At 67.8% G+C, this 16396-nt stretch carries 19 protein-coding genes; 12 read left to right on the top strand and 7 right to left on the bottom strand.

The features are described from left to right. Positions 1 to 170 precede the first annotated feature (170 nt). Complete coding sequence (locus Aco04nite_RS14595; RefSeq protein WP_203837229.1) at positions 171 to 434, bottom strand: cell division protein CrgA; 264 nt, start codon at positions 432 to 434, stop codon at positions 171 to 173. 202 nt (positions 435 to 636) lie between these two features. On the opposite strand from Aco04nite_RS14595, the gene Aco04nite_RS14590 reads away from it, so the two are divergent. Further along, a complete protein-coding gene (locus Aco04nite_RS14590; protein ID WP_212997779.1) occupies positions 637 to 1446 on the top strand; it encodes a DUF881 domain-containing protein in 810 nt (269 codons plus the stop codon). A gap of 474 nt (positions 1447 to 1920) precedes the next feature. Here the strand turns inward: Aco04nite_RS14590 and Aco04nite_RS14585 are convergent, their stop codons facing one another. Then, positions 1921 to 2109 carry a hypothetical protein gene (locus tag Aco04nite_RS14585; RefSeq protein ID WP_212997778.1) on the bottom strand — a complete coding sequence of 63 codons (189 nt, stop codon included), beginning with the start codon at positions 2107 to 2109 and terminating at the stop codon, positions 1921 to 1923. 1124 nt (positions 2110 to 3233) lie between these two features. Between Aco04nite_RS14585 and Aco04nite_RS14580 the strand changes: the two genes are divergently transcribed. The 3 genes from Aco04nite_RS14580 to Aco04nite_RS14570 are packed head-to-tail and all read left to right on the top strand — an operon-like array spanning position 3234 to position 5232. Then, a complete protein-coding gene (locus Aco04nite_RS14580) occupies positions 3234 to 4274 on the top strand; it encodes a class E sortase (protein WP_244875997.1) in 1041 nt (346 codons plus the stop codon). 9 nt (positions 4275 to 4283) lie between these two features. After that, a complete protein-coding gene (locus Aco04nite_RS14575; RefSeq protein ID WP_212997777.1) occupies positions 4284 to 4565 on the top strand; it encodes a hypothetical protein in 282 nt (93 codons plus the stop codon). A 19-nt stretch (positions 4566 to 4584) separates the two neighbouring features. Beyond that, entirely contained in the window at positions 4585 to 5232 is a 648-nt protein-coding gene (locus tag Aco04nite_RS14570; RefSeq protein ID WP_203837226.1) for an aminodeoxychorismate/anthranilate synthase component II, read from the top strand. Positions 5233 to 5238: 6 nt separating this feature from the next. Here Aco04nite_RS14570 and Aco04nite_RS14565 read toward each other — a convergent pair whose 3' ends face one another. Then, complete coding sequence (locus tag Aco04nite_RS14565; RefSeq protein ID WP_212997776.1) at positions 5239 to 5901, bottom strand: GOLPH3/VPS74 family protein; 663 nt, start codon at positions 5899 to 5901, stop codon at positions 5239 to 5241. A gap of 89 nt (positions 5902 to 5990) precedes the next feature. On the opposite strand from Aco04nite_RS14565, the gene Aco04nite_RS14560 reads away from it, so the two are divergent. From Aco04nite_RS14560 to Aco04nite_RS14540, 5 genes are read left to right on the top strand one after another with little or no spacing between them, the layout of a single operon-like run. Then, positions 5991 to 7316, top strand: a complete 1326-nt coding sequence (locus tag Aco04nite_RS14560) for a hemolysin family protein (protein ID WP_212997775.1) — start codon at positions 5991 to 5993, stop codon at positions 7314 to 7316. Further along, complete coding sequence (locus tag Aco04nite_RS14555; protein ID WP_212997774.1) at positions 7309 to 8322, top strand: hemolysin family protein; 1014 nt, start codon at positions 7309 to 7311, stop codon at positions 8320 to 8322. Before Aco04nite_RS14560 ends, Aco04nite_RS14555 begins: the two co-directional genes overlap by 8 nt. Positions 8323 to 8367: 45 nt before the next feature. After that, positions 8368 to 9177 (top strand): LamG-like jellyroll fold domain-containing protein, encoded by an 810-nt coding sequence (locus Aco04nite_RS14550; RefSeq protein ID WP_244876000.1) that lies wholly within the window; start codon positions 8368 to 8370, stop codon positions 9175 to 9177. Positions 9178 to 9208: 31 nt separating this feature from the next. After that, positions 9209 to 9538, top strand: coding sequence for a hypothetical protein (locus Aco04nite_RS14545; protein WP_212997772.1), 330 nt, complete (start codon positions 9209 to 9211; stop codon positions 9536 to 9538). A 40-nt stretch (positions 9539 to 9578) separates the two neighbouring features. Further along, on the top strand, positions 9579 to 10019 hold the full coding sequence (locus Aco04nite_RS14540) for a hypothetical protein (protein WP_212997771.1): 441 nt from the start codon (positions 9579 to 9581) through the stop codon (positions 10017 to 10019). Positions 10020 to 10033: 14 nt separating this feature from the next. Here the strand turns inward: Aco04nite_RS14540 and Aco04nite_RS14535 are convergent, their stop codons facing one another. The 4 genes from Aco04nite_RS14535 to Aco04nite_RS14520 form a co-directional block, all read right to left on the bottom strand. Next, entirely contained in the window at positions 10034 to 10216 is a 183-nt protein-coding gene (locus Aco04nite_RS14535; protein WP_212997770.1) for a hypothetical protein, read from the bottom strand. Between the two features lie 106 nt (positions 10217 to 10322). Continuing rightward, positions 10323 to 11396 (bottom strand): threonine aldolase family protein, encoded by a 1074-nt coding sequence (locus tag Aco04nite_RS14530; protein ID WP_212997769.1) that lies wholly within the window; start codon positions 11394 to 11396, stop codon positions 10323 to 10325. 27 nt (positions 11397 to 11423) lie between these two features. Beyond that, on the bottom strand, positions 11424 to 12551 hold the full coding sequence (locus Aco04nite_RS14525; protein ID WP_212997768.1) for an FAD-dependent oxidoreductase: 1128 nt from the start codon (positions 12549 to 12551) through the stop codon (positions 11424 to 11426). A 124-nt stretch (positions 12552 to 12675) separates the two neighbouring features. Beyond that, positions 12676 to 13881 carry a helix-turn-helix domain-containing protein gene (locus tag Aco04nite_RS14520; protein ID WP_212997767.1) on the bottom strand — a complete coding sequence of 402 codons (1206 nt, stop codon included), beginning with the start codon at positions 13879 to 13881 and terminating at the stop codon, positions 12676 to 12678. Between the two features lie 230 nt (positions 13882 to 14111). On the opposite strand from Aco04nite_RS14520, the gene Aco04nite_RS14515 reads away from it, so the two are divergent. From Aco04nite_RS14515 to Aco04nite_RS14505, 3 genes are all read left to right on the top strand, one after another. After that, entirely contained in the window at positions 14112 to 14765 is a 654-nt protein-coding gene (locus Aco04nite_RS14515; RefSeq protein WP_212997766.1) for a nucleotidyltransferase domain-containing protein, read from the top strand. Positions 14766 to 14795: 30 nt separating this feature from the next. After that, positions 14796 to 15185 carry a hypothetical protein gene (locus Aco04nite_RS14510; protein ID WP_212997765.1) on the top strand — a complete coding sequence of 130 codons (390 nt, stop codon included), beginning with the start codon at positions 14796 to 14798 and terminating at the stop codon, positions 15183 to 15185. A gap of 403 nt (positions 15186 to 15588) precedes the next feature. Beyond that, positions 15589 to 16272, top strand: coding sequence for a hypothetical protein (locus Aco04nite_RS14505; protein ID WP_212997764.1), 684 nt, complete (start codon positions 15589 to 15591; stop codon positions 16270 to 16272). The last annotated feature ends 124 nt before the right edge of the window (positions 16273 to 16396 follow it).

Here is a 16396-nt window from a genome sequence, read left to right as displayed (position 1 = left end):
CGGGTGTCGCCGCTTTCCTTCACAGCTTGGCCCACGGCGTGGTTTGCGGCTTGGCCCAGGGCTTGGCCCAGGGCTTGGCCCACGGCTTGGTTCGCGGCTGGGGGGGGCGCGGAAAAGCGCACCCCGCTGACCGGTGTGGCCGAGGGGTGCGCGTCTTTCGCTGCGGGCGGTCAGCGCCAGCGGGAAAGGATGCCCAGGGAGGCGACCATGCAGCCGAAACCGACGAGAAGGTTCCAGTACTGCCACTGCTCGACCGGCCACCGCTGCTCGGAGAGGTAGTAGACCACCAGCCAGGCGATGCCGAAAACGATCAGGAAGACAGCCGTGATGGGCAGCCAGACCGGACTCGGCTTCTTGGACGTGGCCGCACTGGCCGGACGGATGTCCGTCGGCGGCGTGTAGACCTTCTTCTTGCGAACCTGTGACTTCGGCACGGCGCTCTCCTGAGGGCAACAAGTGGTGAACAACCCACCCCTGAGCGGCTCCGGGGACACCGAAAGCTGCCCTTGGCGAATACTGTTCGATAGCTAGCGTAGTCAAGGCGGCACGCTCATAGGCACCCGGCGGTTGCCTTGAGCCAAAAACATGCGGAATCAGCTCGGGAAGTCTCGAGTAGCTCGGGGAGGTAAGACCGACGTGGAGTACACCACGGGGACGCCCTCGTGGCGACTTGTCATGCGCCGGGCCATTCGCGGCCTTCGGCCCCGACGTCGCGGGCAGCGTCAGCGCGGCTGGGGAATGGTGGTGCCGCTGATCGCTCTCGCGGCCGGCCTGCTGTTCACCACGTCGGCCACCACGGCCGACGGGACGGCGCTGCGTGACGACCGCCGCCCGCAGCTCGCCCAGCTCATCACCGACAAGCGCGAGCGGCTCGACGAGCGGGACGCCGAGGCCACCGCCCTGCGTGCCAAGGTCGACGAGGAGAGCCGCCGGTTCGCCGAGGTGGACGAGCCGGTCAACGAGGCCCGCAAGCGCGCCGACGCCCTACGCGAGCAGGCCGGCTTCACTGCTCTGCACGGCGAGGGCGTCACGGTGGTCCTGAACGACTCCTCACGCCGCCCCACGGACACCGGCGCCGACGCCCCGCAGAACGACGACCTTGTCGTTCATCAGGGTGATGTCCAGGCCGTGGTGAACGCGCTATGGGCAGGCGGTGCGGAGGCAATGTCGATCATGGATGTCCGTGTCATCTCCACCAGCGCGGTACGCTGTGTCGGCAACACGCTGCTGCTGCACGGCCAGGTTTTCTCGCCACCATTCAAGATCACAGCGGTGGGCAATCCCGCGGCGATGCACCGGACCCTGGACTCCTCCGAGGGCGTCCAGCAATTCCGGGACGCGGTCGCCGACTTCGGCCTCGGCTACACGGAAACCGTCGAGAGGAACGCGACTGTGCGGGCGTACGACGGGTCGAGTGACCTCCGATCCGCCGAGGTCACCAAGTAATGGCCCCGGAAGCCACCCCCGGGGGCAACGCCAGCTCCGGGCGCCACCGCGCGCCCGACGGCGACGCACAGACCGCATACATCCCCCGGATCACCGACGCGGCGCCGGACGGAGTGCAGGGCGGGCCGATTAACTCGCCGGCCGGCAGTGGCTGGCCTGAGCCGGTTGTTCCTGAATCTCCCGCTGCGCCTTCCGTGGCGCCTGCTGCAAAAAGCGCGCAATCGGATTCTTCGGGTGATTCGGGTGATGGCGGCGCTGAGGGGCCCGCTGGAATTGACCCGGTCGTGGCTCGGGCTGCTGCGGCTGCTCGCGCTCGGTCTGCCACTCCCGCTGTAGGCGCGGCTGAAAATGAGTTCGCCTTCTTCGCCGGGGGCGTTCCGCCCGCGACTCCCTTCGTGCTGCCCGCACCTTCCGCTACGCCGCCGGCGACTGCTGCTCCGTTCACGCCGCCTGCGGCTGGTCCGGCTGCTCCTTTCACGGCACCTGCGGTTGGTCCGGCCTCGGGACCTGCCGCCGGTCCGGCCCCCGCGCCTCCTGGTTCGGCTCCGCTGCCGACTTCTGGTACGCCGCAGGTCGCTGCGCCTGGATCGCCTGTCGCGGTGCCTCGTGCTGCTGCTCCGGCTTCACCTCGGGGCGCTGCTCCCGGTTCGCCTGCCGCGGCACCTTGGGCTGCTGCTGCGCCGGTCTCGCCTTACGGTGCTGCTCCAGGCTCTCCCCAGGGCGCTGCTCCGGGCTCTCCACTGAGCGCTGGGCCGGGCTCGTCTCAGGGCGCCGCGCCGGGCTTGTCCCAGGGGGCTGTTCCGGGCGTTGCGCCGGTTTCGCCTCTTGCGGCTCCTACGGCAGCGCTTCCCGCGATGATTACGCCTCGTGTTTCAGCGCCGGCGGCTTCCAACGGAATGACGACGCCTGCGCCCGGTGGGATTACGTCTGGGCTCACTGCGATGACGTCTGGGCCCACTGCGATGACGTCTGGGCCCGGTGGGCTGACGTCTGGGCCCGGTGGGCTGACGTCTGGGTCTGGTGGGATGGCGCCTGGAGTTGGTGGGACGGCGTCTGACGTTGGCGGGGTTGTGCGGGAAGCGTCGACTGCCGCTGCGGGCAATGGCTTTGAGCAGGACGTTTATCGGGGTGGACGGCGGCGGGCCTCGGAGCCGCAGACGCCGCAAGCCGCTGAGGCCCAGGTGGCAGCGCGTGCACCTCAGCCTCCGTCGGTGCCGAACGTCGTGGGCCGGCAGGATCGTGGTGCTGACGCTGGGGCTTGGGTGAACGCCGGCAACGAGACTGCGGCCTGGTCCCAGACGGCCCCGGCCGGAACGCGCGGCGACTCGGGCACCGCCTGGTCCACGGGAGCCGACACCGGCGCGTGGGCAGGCGCGAGTGACACCGGCGCCTGGGGCAGCAACAACCTGCACCCGGGACCGGGCAGCAACGACTTGCGCCCGGGACGAAGCAACGACCCGCACCCGGGACGAAGCAACGACCCGCACCCGGGACAGAGCGGCGACCCGCGCTCGGGACAGGGTGGCGACCCGCGCTCGGGACAGGGTGGCGACCTGCGATCGGCGCAGGCCGGCGGGCTCGCCAATGACCCGCGTCTGCCTCAGCCCGTCAGTGGTGACCCGCGTCTGGCCCAAGCTGTCAGTGGCGACCCGCGTTCGGTGCAGCAGGCCGGTGGAGTTTCCAGTGACCCGCGTCTGCCTCTGACCAATGCTTCGGACCCGCGGTCTGCGCAGGTCGGGGGCGTAGAGGCCGCTGATCGGTGGAACCGGCACGGGGGGCCGGGGGCGGTGGGGCAAAATCGGGGGCAGGAACTTCGGAACGGCGACCCGTCGGCGACGGCGATCATCCGTACCATCGACGCGCCGACGGGGCTTCTTCCCGCCGTGCCGTCGATGAAGGAGCGGTCGACGAAGCAGGAGGCGGTTCCGGCGGTTCGGACCCCGTTGCCGAAAGACACGGGGGACGCTGTCGGTGCGGTCTCCGTGGCCGCTGTCGCCGCAGGCGCGGCGGCCAGCCGGGAGGCCGGCGGTGAACCGGCCGAGGAGGTCAAGGCGAAGCGCGGTGAGAAGGTCGTCAAGCTCCGGCCCGAGCAGACCGGTGAGGGCTACAAGAGTGTCTACTCGGAGCTGACCCGGCCGACGCTGGGGTCGCGGATCCGGTCCGGCATCCGGGTGTCCGGCGAACTGATGATCACGTTCGGGCTGGTGGTGCTGCTGTTCGCCGGGTACGAGGTGTTCGGCAACTCGGCGAAGGTTCAGGACGAGCAGGACAGCCTGTCGGATCAGCTGGCCGAGCAGTGGAACGACCCGACCGTGGCGCCGAGCACCGGGCCGACCAAGAAGGCTCGGGCGGCGCCCGGGGATGACCTGGTCGGGCGGCTCTACATTCCGAAGCTGGGGATGGACTGGGTTGTCACGAACGGTGTGCGGCCGCAGGACATCCGTTATTCGCCGGGGCACTACCCGGACACGGCGATGCCGGGCGAGGTCGGCAACTTCTCGGTTGCGGGGCACCGGATTCGCAAGATCTTCTGGCGGTTGGACGAGTTGAAGCCGGGTGACGTGATCGGCGTCGAGACCCAGGGCGACTGGTACACGTACAAGGTCATCGGCAATGAGGTCGTCAAGCCGACGGCCGTCCAGGTCGTGGCGCCCGTGCCGAACAAGCCGGGTAAGAAGGCGACCGAGGCGCTGCTGACGCTGACCACGTGTAATCCGAAGTTCAACAACTATCAGCGGCTCATCGTGCACGCGGAGCTGGTGGACACCGTCAAGCGTGACAAGTCGCTGCCGCTGGACGGCAAGCCCACCGAGTTCGGGAAGGCGTAGGGAGACGGCGTGTACGCCTGGATCTGGCGAAAACTTCCCTTTGGGCTGTGGGGCAAGCTGACCAGCTCACTCGTACTGAGTGTGACGATCGGTGCGTTGCTCTGGTATTGGGTCTTCCCGTGGGCGACGCCGTTGCTGCCCTTCGATGACGTGCAGGTCGGCACCGGCACCGAGCAGACCGGCCCCGCGCAGCAGGACCCCAACGCGGTGCCGGGTGACGACTCGATCCTCGGGCCGGACGAGATTCCGTACAACACGGCTTCGAACGATCCCCACCCCTCCCCGAGCTGAGCTGAGCCAGGTGACCCCCGTGCGCATCCTCGTGATCGACAACTACGACTCGTTCGTCTTCAACCTCGTGCAGTATCTCGGCCAGCTGGGTGCCGAGTGCGAAGTGCGACGCAACGACGAGATCTCGGTCGAGGAGGTCGGCACGTTCGGCGCGGCGGGGGTCCTGCTCTCACCCGGTCCGGGTACGCCGGAACGCGCCGGAATCATGATGGACGTGATCCGGGCGTACGCGGGGAAGTTGCCGATGTTCGGGGTCTGTCTCGGTCACCAGGCGATCGGGGCGGCCTTCGGCGCGACGGTCACCCGCGCCCCGGAGCTGCTCCACGGCAAGACGTCATCGGTGCAGCACAAGGGTGAGGGCGTGCTCGCCGGCCTGCCGGATCCGTTCACCGCGACGCGCTACCACTCGCTGGCCGTGCTCCCCGACACCCTGCCGGACGAGATCGAGGTCACCGGCTGGACCGAGTCGGGCGTGGTGATGGCGATGCGGCACCGCACGCTGCCGATCGAGGGCGTGCAGTTTCATCCCGAGTCGGTGCTCACCGAGGGCGGCCACACCATGTTGGCCAACTGGCTCGCGTCGTGCGGCCTGCCCTCAGCACTCGACCGGGCGCCGGAGTTGGCGGCCGAGGTCGAGCTGCGGCGTCGCTCGGCTTTTGCTTCCTGAAGAATTTTAAGAGGTCGCGGCCGCCGTGCTGGTGGCCGCGACGATCGACACCATGATCGCGGTCTGGATGCTGTCGATCGTGCTCTTCACGGCCGCGGCAGCCCATGAACCCTCGGAGATCGCCTTCAACCGCGCCTTGACCTCCTTACGGTCCAGGTCGCGGAAGATCTTCCGGTCCAGGTCGGTCGCGCCGACCAGGGCACACAATGCGGCCGTACGCGGATCCGGCACGGCAGATGTGGTCACCGCCGCGGTCAAGCGCTGCCGGGCCTCGGTCTCGGGCGTCGGCTGAACGCCGTGCGGAGCGGGATAGCGGGTGCGGTTGAAGACGAGCAGCACCTTGTCCTGCTGCTTCTCCAGCACCTCGGTCTCGACCAGCCGCTCCATGGTCCGTTTGCGCGCGTCCTTGGCGAGCTTCGACACCCAGTGGCTGGGTTTGCGGCTCTTCTCATCCGCGGCGATCCGGGCTAGCGCGTCGTCCACGAGCGGGTCACCGGTCGGCGTCGCATCGCGGATGACGACGTTCTTCTCCTCGATGTCAGCGCGGCCCGCCAGCGCCAGCTCTAGCAGCAGGGCGCCCGCAAGCCCGTTGTCGAGGTGGATGCCGTCCGTCACAGGCGCACCGTCATCCCCGTACGCGAGCAGTGCGAATTCCTCGGCCAGGTTCATCCGGCGAGCCTATCGAAAATCGTGGCATCGACCGGGGGCACGCGCCCGCTGCCCGGGTCCGGCACAATAAGGGCCGAGGTGAACCGATCATGGACGGCCTGTTCCTGACCGCGGTGCTTCCGCTGGGCGCCTTCGTGCTGCTCACCGCGGGCAACGCGTTCTTCGTGGCAGCCGAGTTCGGGCTGGTCACCGTCGACCGCGCGGAGATCGAGAAGCGGGCCGGGTCGGGTGACCGGCGGGCGCAGACGGTCCGGCACGCGCTGCACGAGCTCTCATTCCAGCTCTCGGGTACGCAGCTCGGCATCACGCTCACCGCTCTGCTCACCGGATATCTGGCCGAGCCCGCGCTCTCCCGGCTCTTCACGCCGGCCATCGAGCCACTCACCGGCGAGCACACCGACGCCGTTACGCATGTGCTCGCGCTGGTGATGGCGACGCTGTTGTCGATGCTGTTCGGCGAGCTCGTGCCGAAGAATGCGGCCCTTGCCCGTCCGATGCGGGTGGCCCTGGCGACGGCGGCGCCGCTGCGCACCTTCTCCCGGACCTTCAAGTGGATGATCGGGGCGCTCAACGGCTCCGCCAACTGGCTGGTGCGCCGGCTCGGCATCGAGCCGCAGGAGGAACTCGCCAGCGCCCGGTCGCCGGAAGAGCTGGGGTTGCTCGCCGCGATCAGCGCCCGGGCCGGTGCCCTGCCGAACGAGACCGCCAAGCTGCTGCGGCGCACGATCCGGTTCGGGGAGAAACGCGCGGCCAAGGCGATGACCCCGCGCGTCGACGTGGTCGGGCTCAAGACCACCGCGAGCGTCGAGGATCTGATCACGGTCGCGCGCAGCACAGGCCACACCCGATTCCCCGTGTACGAGTCGACGCTCGACCTTGTCGTCGGTGTTGTCGGGGTTTCCGACGCTCTCGGCGTGCCACCCGAGCGCCGGGCAACGACACCGGTCTCCACGGTGGCCCGCGAGCCCGTATACGTCCCGGAGAGCCTCGCCCTCGACAAGGTGCTCTCCGCGTTGCGGGCCGCCGACGCCGACCTGGCGATCGTGGTCGACGAATACGGCGGCACCGACGGCGTGGTCACGGTCGAGGACCTGATCGAGGAGCTGGTCGGGGAGATCGCCGACGAGTACGACGTGGATGCCGAGCCGGAGCTGACCGCGCCGGGCGGTGCGCGTACGTTCCTGGTCGACGGTTTGCTCCGGGAGGACGAAATCGTCGAGCAGACCGGTTTCCGGCTCCCCGACGGACCGTACGAGACGCTGGCGGGTTTTTTGCTGGCCAAGTTCGGGCACATCCCGGTGGCCGGGGAGACGAGCACCGACGACGGCTGGGAATTCACCGTGCTGGAGGTCGACCGGCACCGCATCGAGCAGGTGCGCGTCGTCGCGCCGGCGCCGGAGCCCACCGATGACTGAAGTGCTGGTCACAATCGTGTTGTTGCTGGGTAACGCGCTTTTTGTCGGCGGTGAGTTCGCGTTGATCGCGTCTCGGCGTACGGCGCTGGAGCCCCTCGCCGAGACCTCCCGGCCGGCCCGCTGGGCGCTCTCCGCGATGAACCAGATCCCGTTGATGATCGCCGGTGCCCAGCTCGGCATCACGATCTGCTCGCTCGCGTTGGGCGCGGTCACCGAGCCCGCGCTCGCGCACCTGCTGGAGGGGCCGTTCGCCGCGGCGGGCCTGCCCGAGAACGCGCAGCATCCGGTCGCCTTCGTGCTCGCCCTGGTCGTCGTGGTCTTCCTGCACACGGTGATCGGCGAGATGGTCCCGAAGAACATCACCCTGGCCGGCCCGGAACGCTCCGCGCTGGTTCTCGGGCCTTTCATGCTTGCTTTCTGTACGGCGACCCGGCCGCTGCTCACCGCGATGCGCTGGGCTTCCCGCCTGGTGTTGTCGCTGTGGAAGATCGAGGCCACCGACGCGGTCAAGACGGTGTTCACGGCCGAGGAGCTGGCCGGCATGGTCACCCAGGCCCGCGCCGAGGGGCTGCTGGGAACCGAGCAGTACGAGCGGATCCACGCGGCCCTCGGGCTCAACGAGCGCAAGGCCGGTGACCTGGTGAAACCCTGGTCGGGTGTCACCACGGTGGCGGACGACGCGACGCCCGCGGCGATCGAGGCGGTGGCCACCCGCAGCGGCCGGTCCCGTTTTCCGGTGGTGCAGCGCGAGTCACGGCGGGTGCTCGGATTCGTACACGTCAAGGATGTCCTGGGTTATGCCGGCGCCGAACGCGGCGAGCCGATCCCCGCGGAGCTGATCCGGCCGCTCGCGGTGGTGCCCCCGGAGCGAAACCTGGCCGACCTGCTGCTGACCATGCGGCGTGACCGGCGGCACATCGTCCTGGTCAGCGATGGGCGCCGCCCGCTCGGCGTGATCGCGCTGGACGACGTCCTGCACGCCGTGGTGGGCGAACCCCCGAGTTGATCGTTTCGTTAGGTCTGGATGCGTGTCAATCGTCGGACCTTGTTCGTGGCACTCCTGGCCATCGCTGTCCTCGCTACCGGCGTGTTCACGGCCGCGTACTTCTTCCCGCGTGGTGACACCGCGCCCCGCCTGGCCTCGGTCCCGGCACCGGGCGTCCTGACCTCGGTTCCCGGGGTGGTTGACGTCCTGGCTGCCGGTGATGTCGGCGTGGCAGCGGCACCGGTGTCGATCCGCTACACCTTCGACGGCGGCGTGTCCCGGCCGATCACCGACGTGCACGGCGGCTACGAACTGACGCCCGTGGGCCAGAACGGCGGCGCACTGAGCCTGACTCCGCAGGGTACGGGCCTAGCCGTGCAGTACCCGGCGCGCTGCACATCGGTGCCGGACGCCAACTGCCCGCGAGCGATCCTCGAGGGCGTACGCGACGACAACCTGAACCCGGGAACCCGCCCGCTGCGCTACGGCGCGTCGATCTTGATGACCCACGCGGACCTCGCCGACGGCGCGAACATCGTCCAGAAGGGCTACTCGGTCGGCGGCGGCAGCCAGTTCAAGGTGCAGGTCGACCACGACAAAGGCCACCCGAGCTGCGTGATCACCGGCCGCAACAGGATCTACCGCGCCGAACCGCAGCTGGACGTGGCCGACGGAACCTGGCACGACCTGGCCTGCACCCGCGAGGCGTCTGCTTTGAAGTTGACTGTGGACGGTGTGGAGCAGGCATCGGTGCCGATCCCGCCCGGCCTCTCGATCGCCAACCCGGCGCCACTGCGCATCGGTGGCAAGGGTGCCAACAGGGGAAACGACCAGTACGCCGGCCAGATCGACAACGTCTTCCTCTCCATCGACTGACCCATCGACCGTTGTCTCATAGGCTGAGTACGTGGCCGGATCCGTAGTTGACGTACACATCGAACACGCAGGCGGGCAATACAGCCTCTACCTGCACTGGTCCGACGGCGAGCTGACCGTCACCCGCGGCTCGGACGTCGTCGGCGGCCTGCGCCACCCCGGCGACGTGCTGCTGCACCTGCTCGCCCGCAAGGTCCCGATGCAGGACGTCGTCCGTTATCTCGAGAAGGTGGAGCCGGCCTTCGACGCGTACGCCGAACTGCACCGCCGCTCCGAAACCGACATGGCCGCCTGGCGTATGGCCGACCACCTCCGCCGCGAGCAACTCAAAGAAGAATTCCGCCGCACCCGGGACGCCTGACGCTTGACTCTCCAGTTAGTGGAGGCAGCAGGCTGAACGCATGACAGCGCCAACCCTGGAAAAACTGACCGAAGCCGTCAATGCGGGCCGAGCCGGCGCTAAGGGTCCGGCTCGTGCGGCCCTGCAGGAGCTCTGGACCGAGGTAGGGCCGGCCGGTGACCCCATGCACCGGGCAAGCATCGCCCACTATCTGGCGGATCTTCAGGAGTCTGTCGCCGACGAGCTGATGTGGGACCAACGCGCCCTGGCTGCGATGGCCGGCCTCGGTGACGAGCGCGCCCACGCCTTTCTGCCCTCTCTCCACCTCAACCTGGCCGACGCCCACCGGCGTCTCGGCGAGCGTGCCCCGGCAGAGCAACACCTGGCCGAGGCCGCTCGCCTGGTCACCGCGTTGCCGGGCGACGAATACGGCGCCCTCATCCGCACGGGCATCGACAACGTGGGCGAACTGCTCGACGCCGGCTCCACGGCGCCGCTGTGAGCCTTACAGCTCCGTCAGTTCGCTTGGTCTTCGGCGGGTTTCTTGGTGCGGGGGAGCAGGAAGGTGCGGTTGTGGTTCCAGCGGCCAGGGACCCGTCCGCGCAGGGCCTGCAGCGCTTCCTCCGTCAGGTAAACGCCGAGGATGGCGGCCAATCCTCCGACGACGGGTTCTGCGAGGTCTGCCCACGTGAGATCCACATTCGTTCCTTCCGGCTCCACGGTCCGTTGGTCAGTGTGCCGTGCGCACGTTTCCAACTCCGCCGTTTTGGTCCACACCGAGCCTCTGCCGGACTGCGGCGACTTCCTACCGGACTGCGGCGACTTCCTGGCAGATCGTGGTGACGAAGGCGTCGACGTCGGCCTCGGTGGTGTCGAAGGAGGTCATCCAGCGGACCTGACCTGCTGCCCGATCCCAGTCGTAGAAGCGGAACTTCTCGCGGATGCGGTCCGCCGCGTCGTTGGGCAGCTCGGCGAAGACGGCATTGGCCTGCGTGGGCTGGCTGAAACTCAGCCCGGTGATCTTCCCGGCGGCGACAGCCTCGTCGAGCGCCGCCCGCAGCCGGGCAGCCATCGCGTTGGCGTGGCTGGCCGAGCGCAGATACAGATCGTTCTCGAAGAGCGCCAGGAGCTGTGCGCTGACAAAACGCATCTTCGATGCCAGCTGCATGTTCATCTTGCGGAGGTAGACGAGCCCGTCGGCGGCTCCCGGGGTCAGCGCGACGATCGCCTCGCCGTAGAGGATGCCGTTCTTGGTGCCGCCGAAGCTGAGAATGTCGACACCCGCATCGGTGGTGAATTCCCGCAACGGCATCCCCAGAGCCGCGGCCGCGTTGGCGATCCGGGCACCGTCCATGTGCAGCGTCATCCCCTTGGCGTGGACGTGCTCCGCGATCGCCCGAATCTCGGCGGGGGTGTAGAGCGTGCCCAGCTCGGTGGTCTGGGTGATGCTGGCGACCAGAGGCTGCGCGCGGTGCTCGTCACCCCAGCCCCAGGCCTCCCGGTCGATGAGCTCAGGGGTCAGCTTCCCGTCCGGAGTGGGGACCGTCAGCAGCTTCAGCCCACCGATCCGTTCGGGCGCCCCGTTCTCGTCGGTGTGGATGTGCGCCGTGCTCGTCGCGATGACCGCACCCCACCGCGGCACCAGGCTCGTCAACGCCGTGACGTTCGCGCCCGTCCCGTTGAACACCGGGAACACCTCGGCCTGATCGCCGAAGTGCTCGCGGGTGACCTCGAGCAGGCGCTGGGTGTAGGCGTCGGCGCCGTACGACACCTGGTGTCCGCCGTTGGCCGTGCTGATCGCCGCGAGAACCTCGGGATGCGCTCCGGCGTAGTTGTCGCTGGCAAAGCCCCGGTATCCGGTGTCATGAAGCTGATCCACCGCGGCAGAGTAACCGGCCCTGTGCTCCTACCGGGTCTGCTCGGTGAACATCTCGATCAGACGCGGGGGTGGCGCGTTGTCCCCGAAGAGGTGCTCGAAGAATTTGGCGTGGTCGGTGGGCACGGCGCTGCGAGCGAACATTGCCTGCTCAAATTCCGCGAGCGCGGTTTCGACGTCACCGGGGTGCCCGGCGATGGCCTTACCGAGCTCGGCGCCGTCGAGCATCGCGTTGTTGGCACCCTCGCCGTCTGGAGCCGAAAGATGGGCGGCGTCACCGATGAGGGTCACCCCCGCCACCCGATCCCACCGGTGCCCGATCGGCAGGGCGAAGAGGGGGCGCAGCACCGGCGGAACGTCACTTTCGGTGATCAGCGCGGTGAGTTCTGGTGCCCAACCGCTGAACTCCCGCTCCACCCAGGCGGCGACCGCACCCGCGTCCGTGAAGTCGATGCCGGCGAACCACTCCTGCGGCTTGCTGACCATGACATAGGTGTGCAGGGTCGAATCGCGCTCCCGGTGGGCGTTGATGGTCGGGTTTTCGCCGGCCGTGGCCAACGTTCCACCCCCGACGGCCTCCGCGGCGGCGGGATGACGCTTGTCCGCGTCGTGCAGAAAGGTCTCAACAAAAGACTCACCTGTGTACGAGGGCTGCGCGCTCGACACCAGCGGCCGCACCCGGGACCACGCGCCGTCAGCACCCACCACCAGGCTCGTCACCGTGCTGGTGCCATCGGCGAAGGTCACCTCGTGACGGCCCTCGCCGAGGGAGCGGACGCCGGTGACCTTACGACCCCACTGAACGGTCCCGGCCGACAGCGAATCGAGCAGCATCCTGCGCAGCTCACCGCGCTGGACCTCGGGACGTCCACCGGTGCCGTCGTCCTCCTTCTCGAACAGCACAGTTCCCTCGCGGTCGAGGATCCGCATCGCCTGCCGCCCCTCCAGAACGAGCCCACGGAACTCGTCCAGCAGTCCGGCGGCCTCGACGGCAAGCTGCCCGTTGTAGTCATGGATGTCGAGCATCCCGCCCTGCGCACGAGCGGTCGGAGACGCTTCCGCCTCGTAGACGGTGGCCCGGATGCCGTGAACGTGCAGAACCCGGGCCAGGGTGAGCCCGCCGAGCCCGGCGCCGATGATCGTGACAGAAGTACGCATGATGGCCCATTCGGATCGAAGCTGTGAACGTCACCGGGGTTGATCCCGGCCCGCTTCCTGACACCCGAAAGACTGACGTGGACCGCAGACACGAGGCCGACACCGAGCTGACACGGGCCTCCGATCAACTCGTTTGCATACGTTCGGACAACCCGCGCAGCTCGGACCCGCCGGCCTGCCGCCGCGACCGGTCCAGCAGCACCCGGATGGGCTCGATGAGCTCAGCTGCCGTGCGTACGTGCTGGGGTGCGATCCGTTCCGCAGTGAGCAGGTAGCGGATCGCCTCCCGATCCCGTCCCCCGATGCGGGCCAACGCCCGGGCGGTGTCGGCGTAGTAGAAGACCTGCCGCACCCCGGCCGGGATCTTCGCCGCGTCGGTCCGCTGAGCGATTTCCACAACGAGCCCCGGGTCGCCATCGTCGACCTCGATACTCATCCGCCAGATGTCCACGTTGGTCGGTCCGAAGAACATCCCCATCGTGTTGGTCTCCCCGGTGCGGCGGGCGAGCACCGCAGCCTCGGTCAGCCACTCCCGGCTGTCATCGATCCGGTCCCGGCACCGGCTGGCCAGCGCGGCAACCAGATGCAAAGAGCCGAGCGTCTCCGGTCTCCCCGGCCGCCCACGGTGCTGTTCCAGCTGATTCACGGCTCGCTCAGCGATCGTCTGCCCCCGCTGATGCGACCCACAAGCAATGGAAGCCCTGGCCAATATGTACGCCGCATGCCCCCGCAGCACCGGGTCCCCGGACGCCTCCGCCGCGTCCCGGCACCGCTCCGCACCGAGCCACGCATCCGCGGGAAACCCCAAACTCCGCAACACCGACGACGCGTTGGAAGCCGCATCACACAGCAGCCGCAACGCCTCCACATGATCCGGCCCAGCCGTCTCCGTGTGCAGGTCCCGCAGCAGCCCCGGCAGCACCTGAGTAGCGCCGGCATAGTCACACGCCTGGTGCAGGGCCTCGACAAGAGCAACAGTGCGCTTCAACTCAGCCAACGGCGGCGCAGACCCAGCCGGCGCCTCACTCAGATCGATATCAATGAGCGCCCGCCGCAACCCGAGCACCCCACCCCGCGCGGCCGCGGTGGCCCGATCGGACGCCGGCACCACCACCCCAACAAGATCAACCGGCGCACACTCCAGAGCCCCAGCTATATCCGCCAACATGAACCGGTTGTCAGCCCCCTGCAGCCCCCGCTCAATCCGACTCCAGGTCGCATGCGAAACCCCAGCCCGACTAGCCGCAAACCGAACACTCCACCCCCGCCCCAACCGCCGCGCCCGAATCCGCTCCCCGACCCCAGGGTCGGTCCCTCGTCGTGGGGCCATAACCCCGACGCTAACGCCACCCACTGATCAAGTGGTCCATCCCCGTACCACCAAAACCACCGAACTCTGGACCTGGTGTTCGGGTCTTGCAGCGACTCTCGCCGGTCCGACTTTGAGTGGCGATGGCGGGTCTTTGGCGGCGAGGACCAGCGAGGGATGCCGGTTTCACTGAACAAAGCGTTTCTTAAAAAGTATCAGATCTGCTACTTTTTAATACAGGAGGTGGCGTTGTGGATCTCAGCAGCCCGATGGATGCGGTTGTGCCCAGCCTGGAAGGCCAGATTCTGAGGGTTCTTGCGGCGACATCCCGACCCATGACCGCTTCGACGATCGTTCGCTTGGTCCACCGAGGCAGCGCTCCGGGCGTACGAGTGGCGTTGCGCCGTCTCGCCGGGGTGGGGACGATCATCAACGATCGGATCGGCAAGCAATACCAATATCAGGCGAACCGGGAGCATGCGGCGTGGCCCGCGATCCAAGCTGTCGTGGACTTCGCCAACGGCTTTCCGGCCCAGTTGGACGCCAAGATCAGTCAAACGGTCCGCGATGGGCTGGCTGGTTGGCCCGAGGCCACCGGGAACAACGCTGACGTGACGTGCGCCGTCTTCGGTTCGTTGGCCCGTGGAACAGCGGACGCCGAAAGCGACATAGACCTGGTGCTGGTAGTCCCGGACGCCACGCCGCCGGACATGGCAGAAGCGCTTAGCGAACGACTCACGGCGCGTGTTGGAGCCTTCACCGGCAACCAAGTCAACGTGTTGTTACTGACTGCCGGCCAACGCGACGACCTGATCAAGCGCGGCGATGCGCTGGTGGACTCCTGGCGCCGCGACGCGCGGACAGTGCACGGCCCCGAATTACTGAACACACCGGAAGAAAACTGACGCATGCCGAAACCACTTCGGACCCGAGAAATGAACGCCATCGACAGCAAGCAGCGTGCCGCGACAGCCCGGGAGCACCTCGCCGTCGCCCGTGAACGCTTGGAGGTGGCGGACATCGCGCCTGGCCCATCAGAGATGGCACAGGTTGCTGCCTCCAACGCCATACTCTCGGGCATTGCCGCAGCGGATGCGATCTGTGGAACGGTGCTCGGTGAGTGCTCCAGCGATCCGGACCACCGAGCGGCGTCTCAAATGCTCAGGCGCGTTCAGGGAGCAGACGGGCTGGCGGCCAAGCTTCAGCAGCTAGTGGCAGACAAGACGGCGATCCAGTACGGCGGGTACTGCACAAACTCCGTGGCACGGGCATCGGTCGCACGAGCGGAAGCACTGGTGAATGCCCTCCAACAGCACGGCCTCTAGCTGAATTCCGGCACCCGACGGTATAGCCGAATCGGTGAGGACGACAAGCTAACCGGGAAGCGGGCTAGGGCATCGCGGGCGCTCGACCAGGCTGTGAAGCTAGCCCGCCGCAAAACCCGGAAGGCCAACCTGAAGCAGGCCGAGAGGGGCGATGACCCGACCGGCAACAGGGCTTCTGTGCTTGGAGCGGTGACGGGAATCGGACCCGCGCTGTCAACTCGGGAACCGTACAAGGTACTGAGTATGGAACCGCCAGTTCAGAACGGTGCCGAGCGGTCTGGAGAGGCCTCGGTTGGCTTGCCGTACCGGCACGCTGGTGGGCACGTGCGAGCGTGCGCGAATCGGGTTGCCGGGTGGCCGATGATGGTCACAATGAGGACAACACAAGGAGACGGACCTCCGTGTGTCGTTCGTGCAGCCGCTGCCGGAGGGACGGGTCCTGCTGGCGGCGGCTCGTGCTGGACGTGGCGAGCTCAACGGTGAGGTATGGACCCGCGACGGCGATTTGGAGCACCACGGCCACTTGGGTGACGCCATCGAGGAACTCCAGGCGACGGCATCGGGGAAGGTATGGGCCGGCTACTTCGATGAAGGGGCGTTGGGTGGAAGCGGACCGGAGGGACACGGCCTTGCCCGCTTCAACCAGGATTTGACCATCGACTGGCTTTACCCGCGCGATGCCGGGCTCCCGTTCATCTCCGACTGCTACACGCTCAACCTTGACGGCGCGACTGCTCATTTCTGCCCATATACGGATTTCCATATCCAGTCTGCGTCGGGCGACACCGTCACGGACTGGGGGGCGTCTCCCCATCAGTCTGCCCACAGCATGCTGGTCAGGGGCGCAGACCGTGTGCTGCTGTCGGGCTGGGGCTCCGAGTATGACGTTGTGACACTGCTACGGATCGGCCGAGAGGGTGTGCGCCAAATTGGCGGGCAGTGCCGGATCGTGCTACCCGATGGCATCGAAACACAGGAACTCCGCTACACCTGCCGAGGCGGTGACCTGCATGCCTTCAATCGAGGGCGGTGGTACCGCATCAACTTGCATGCCTTCAGCGCGATCGCTGGCTCCACTGACACATGACGGCGGTCATCTAGCGTGACAGCGATTGGTGGACACGCAGGACACTGCAACCAAGTCGGCTGTCGGGTGCTGCTGCACCGGCGTAATGGCAAGAGAGCAGCTGACAGTGCACCAGAATGCCGAA

It is taken from the genome of Winogradskya consettensis, assembly GCF_018332715.1.
GTDB classification, from domain to species: domain Bacteria; phylum Actinomycetota; class Actinomycetes; order Mycobacteriales; family Micromonosporaceae; genus Actinoplanes; species Actinoplanes consettensis.
Note: the sequence above shows the minus strand (reverse complement) of the source record. Positions and strands in the feature narration are given on the sequence as shown.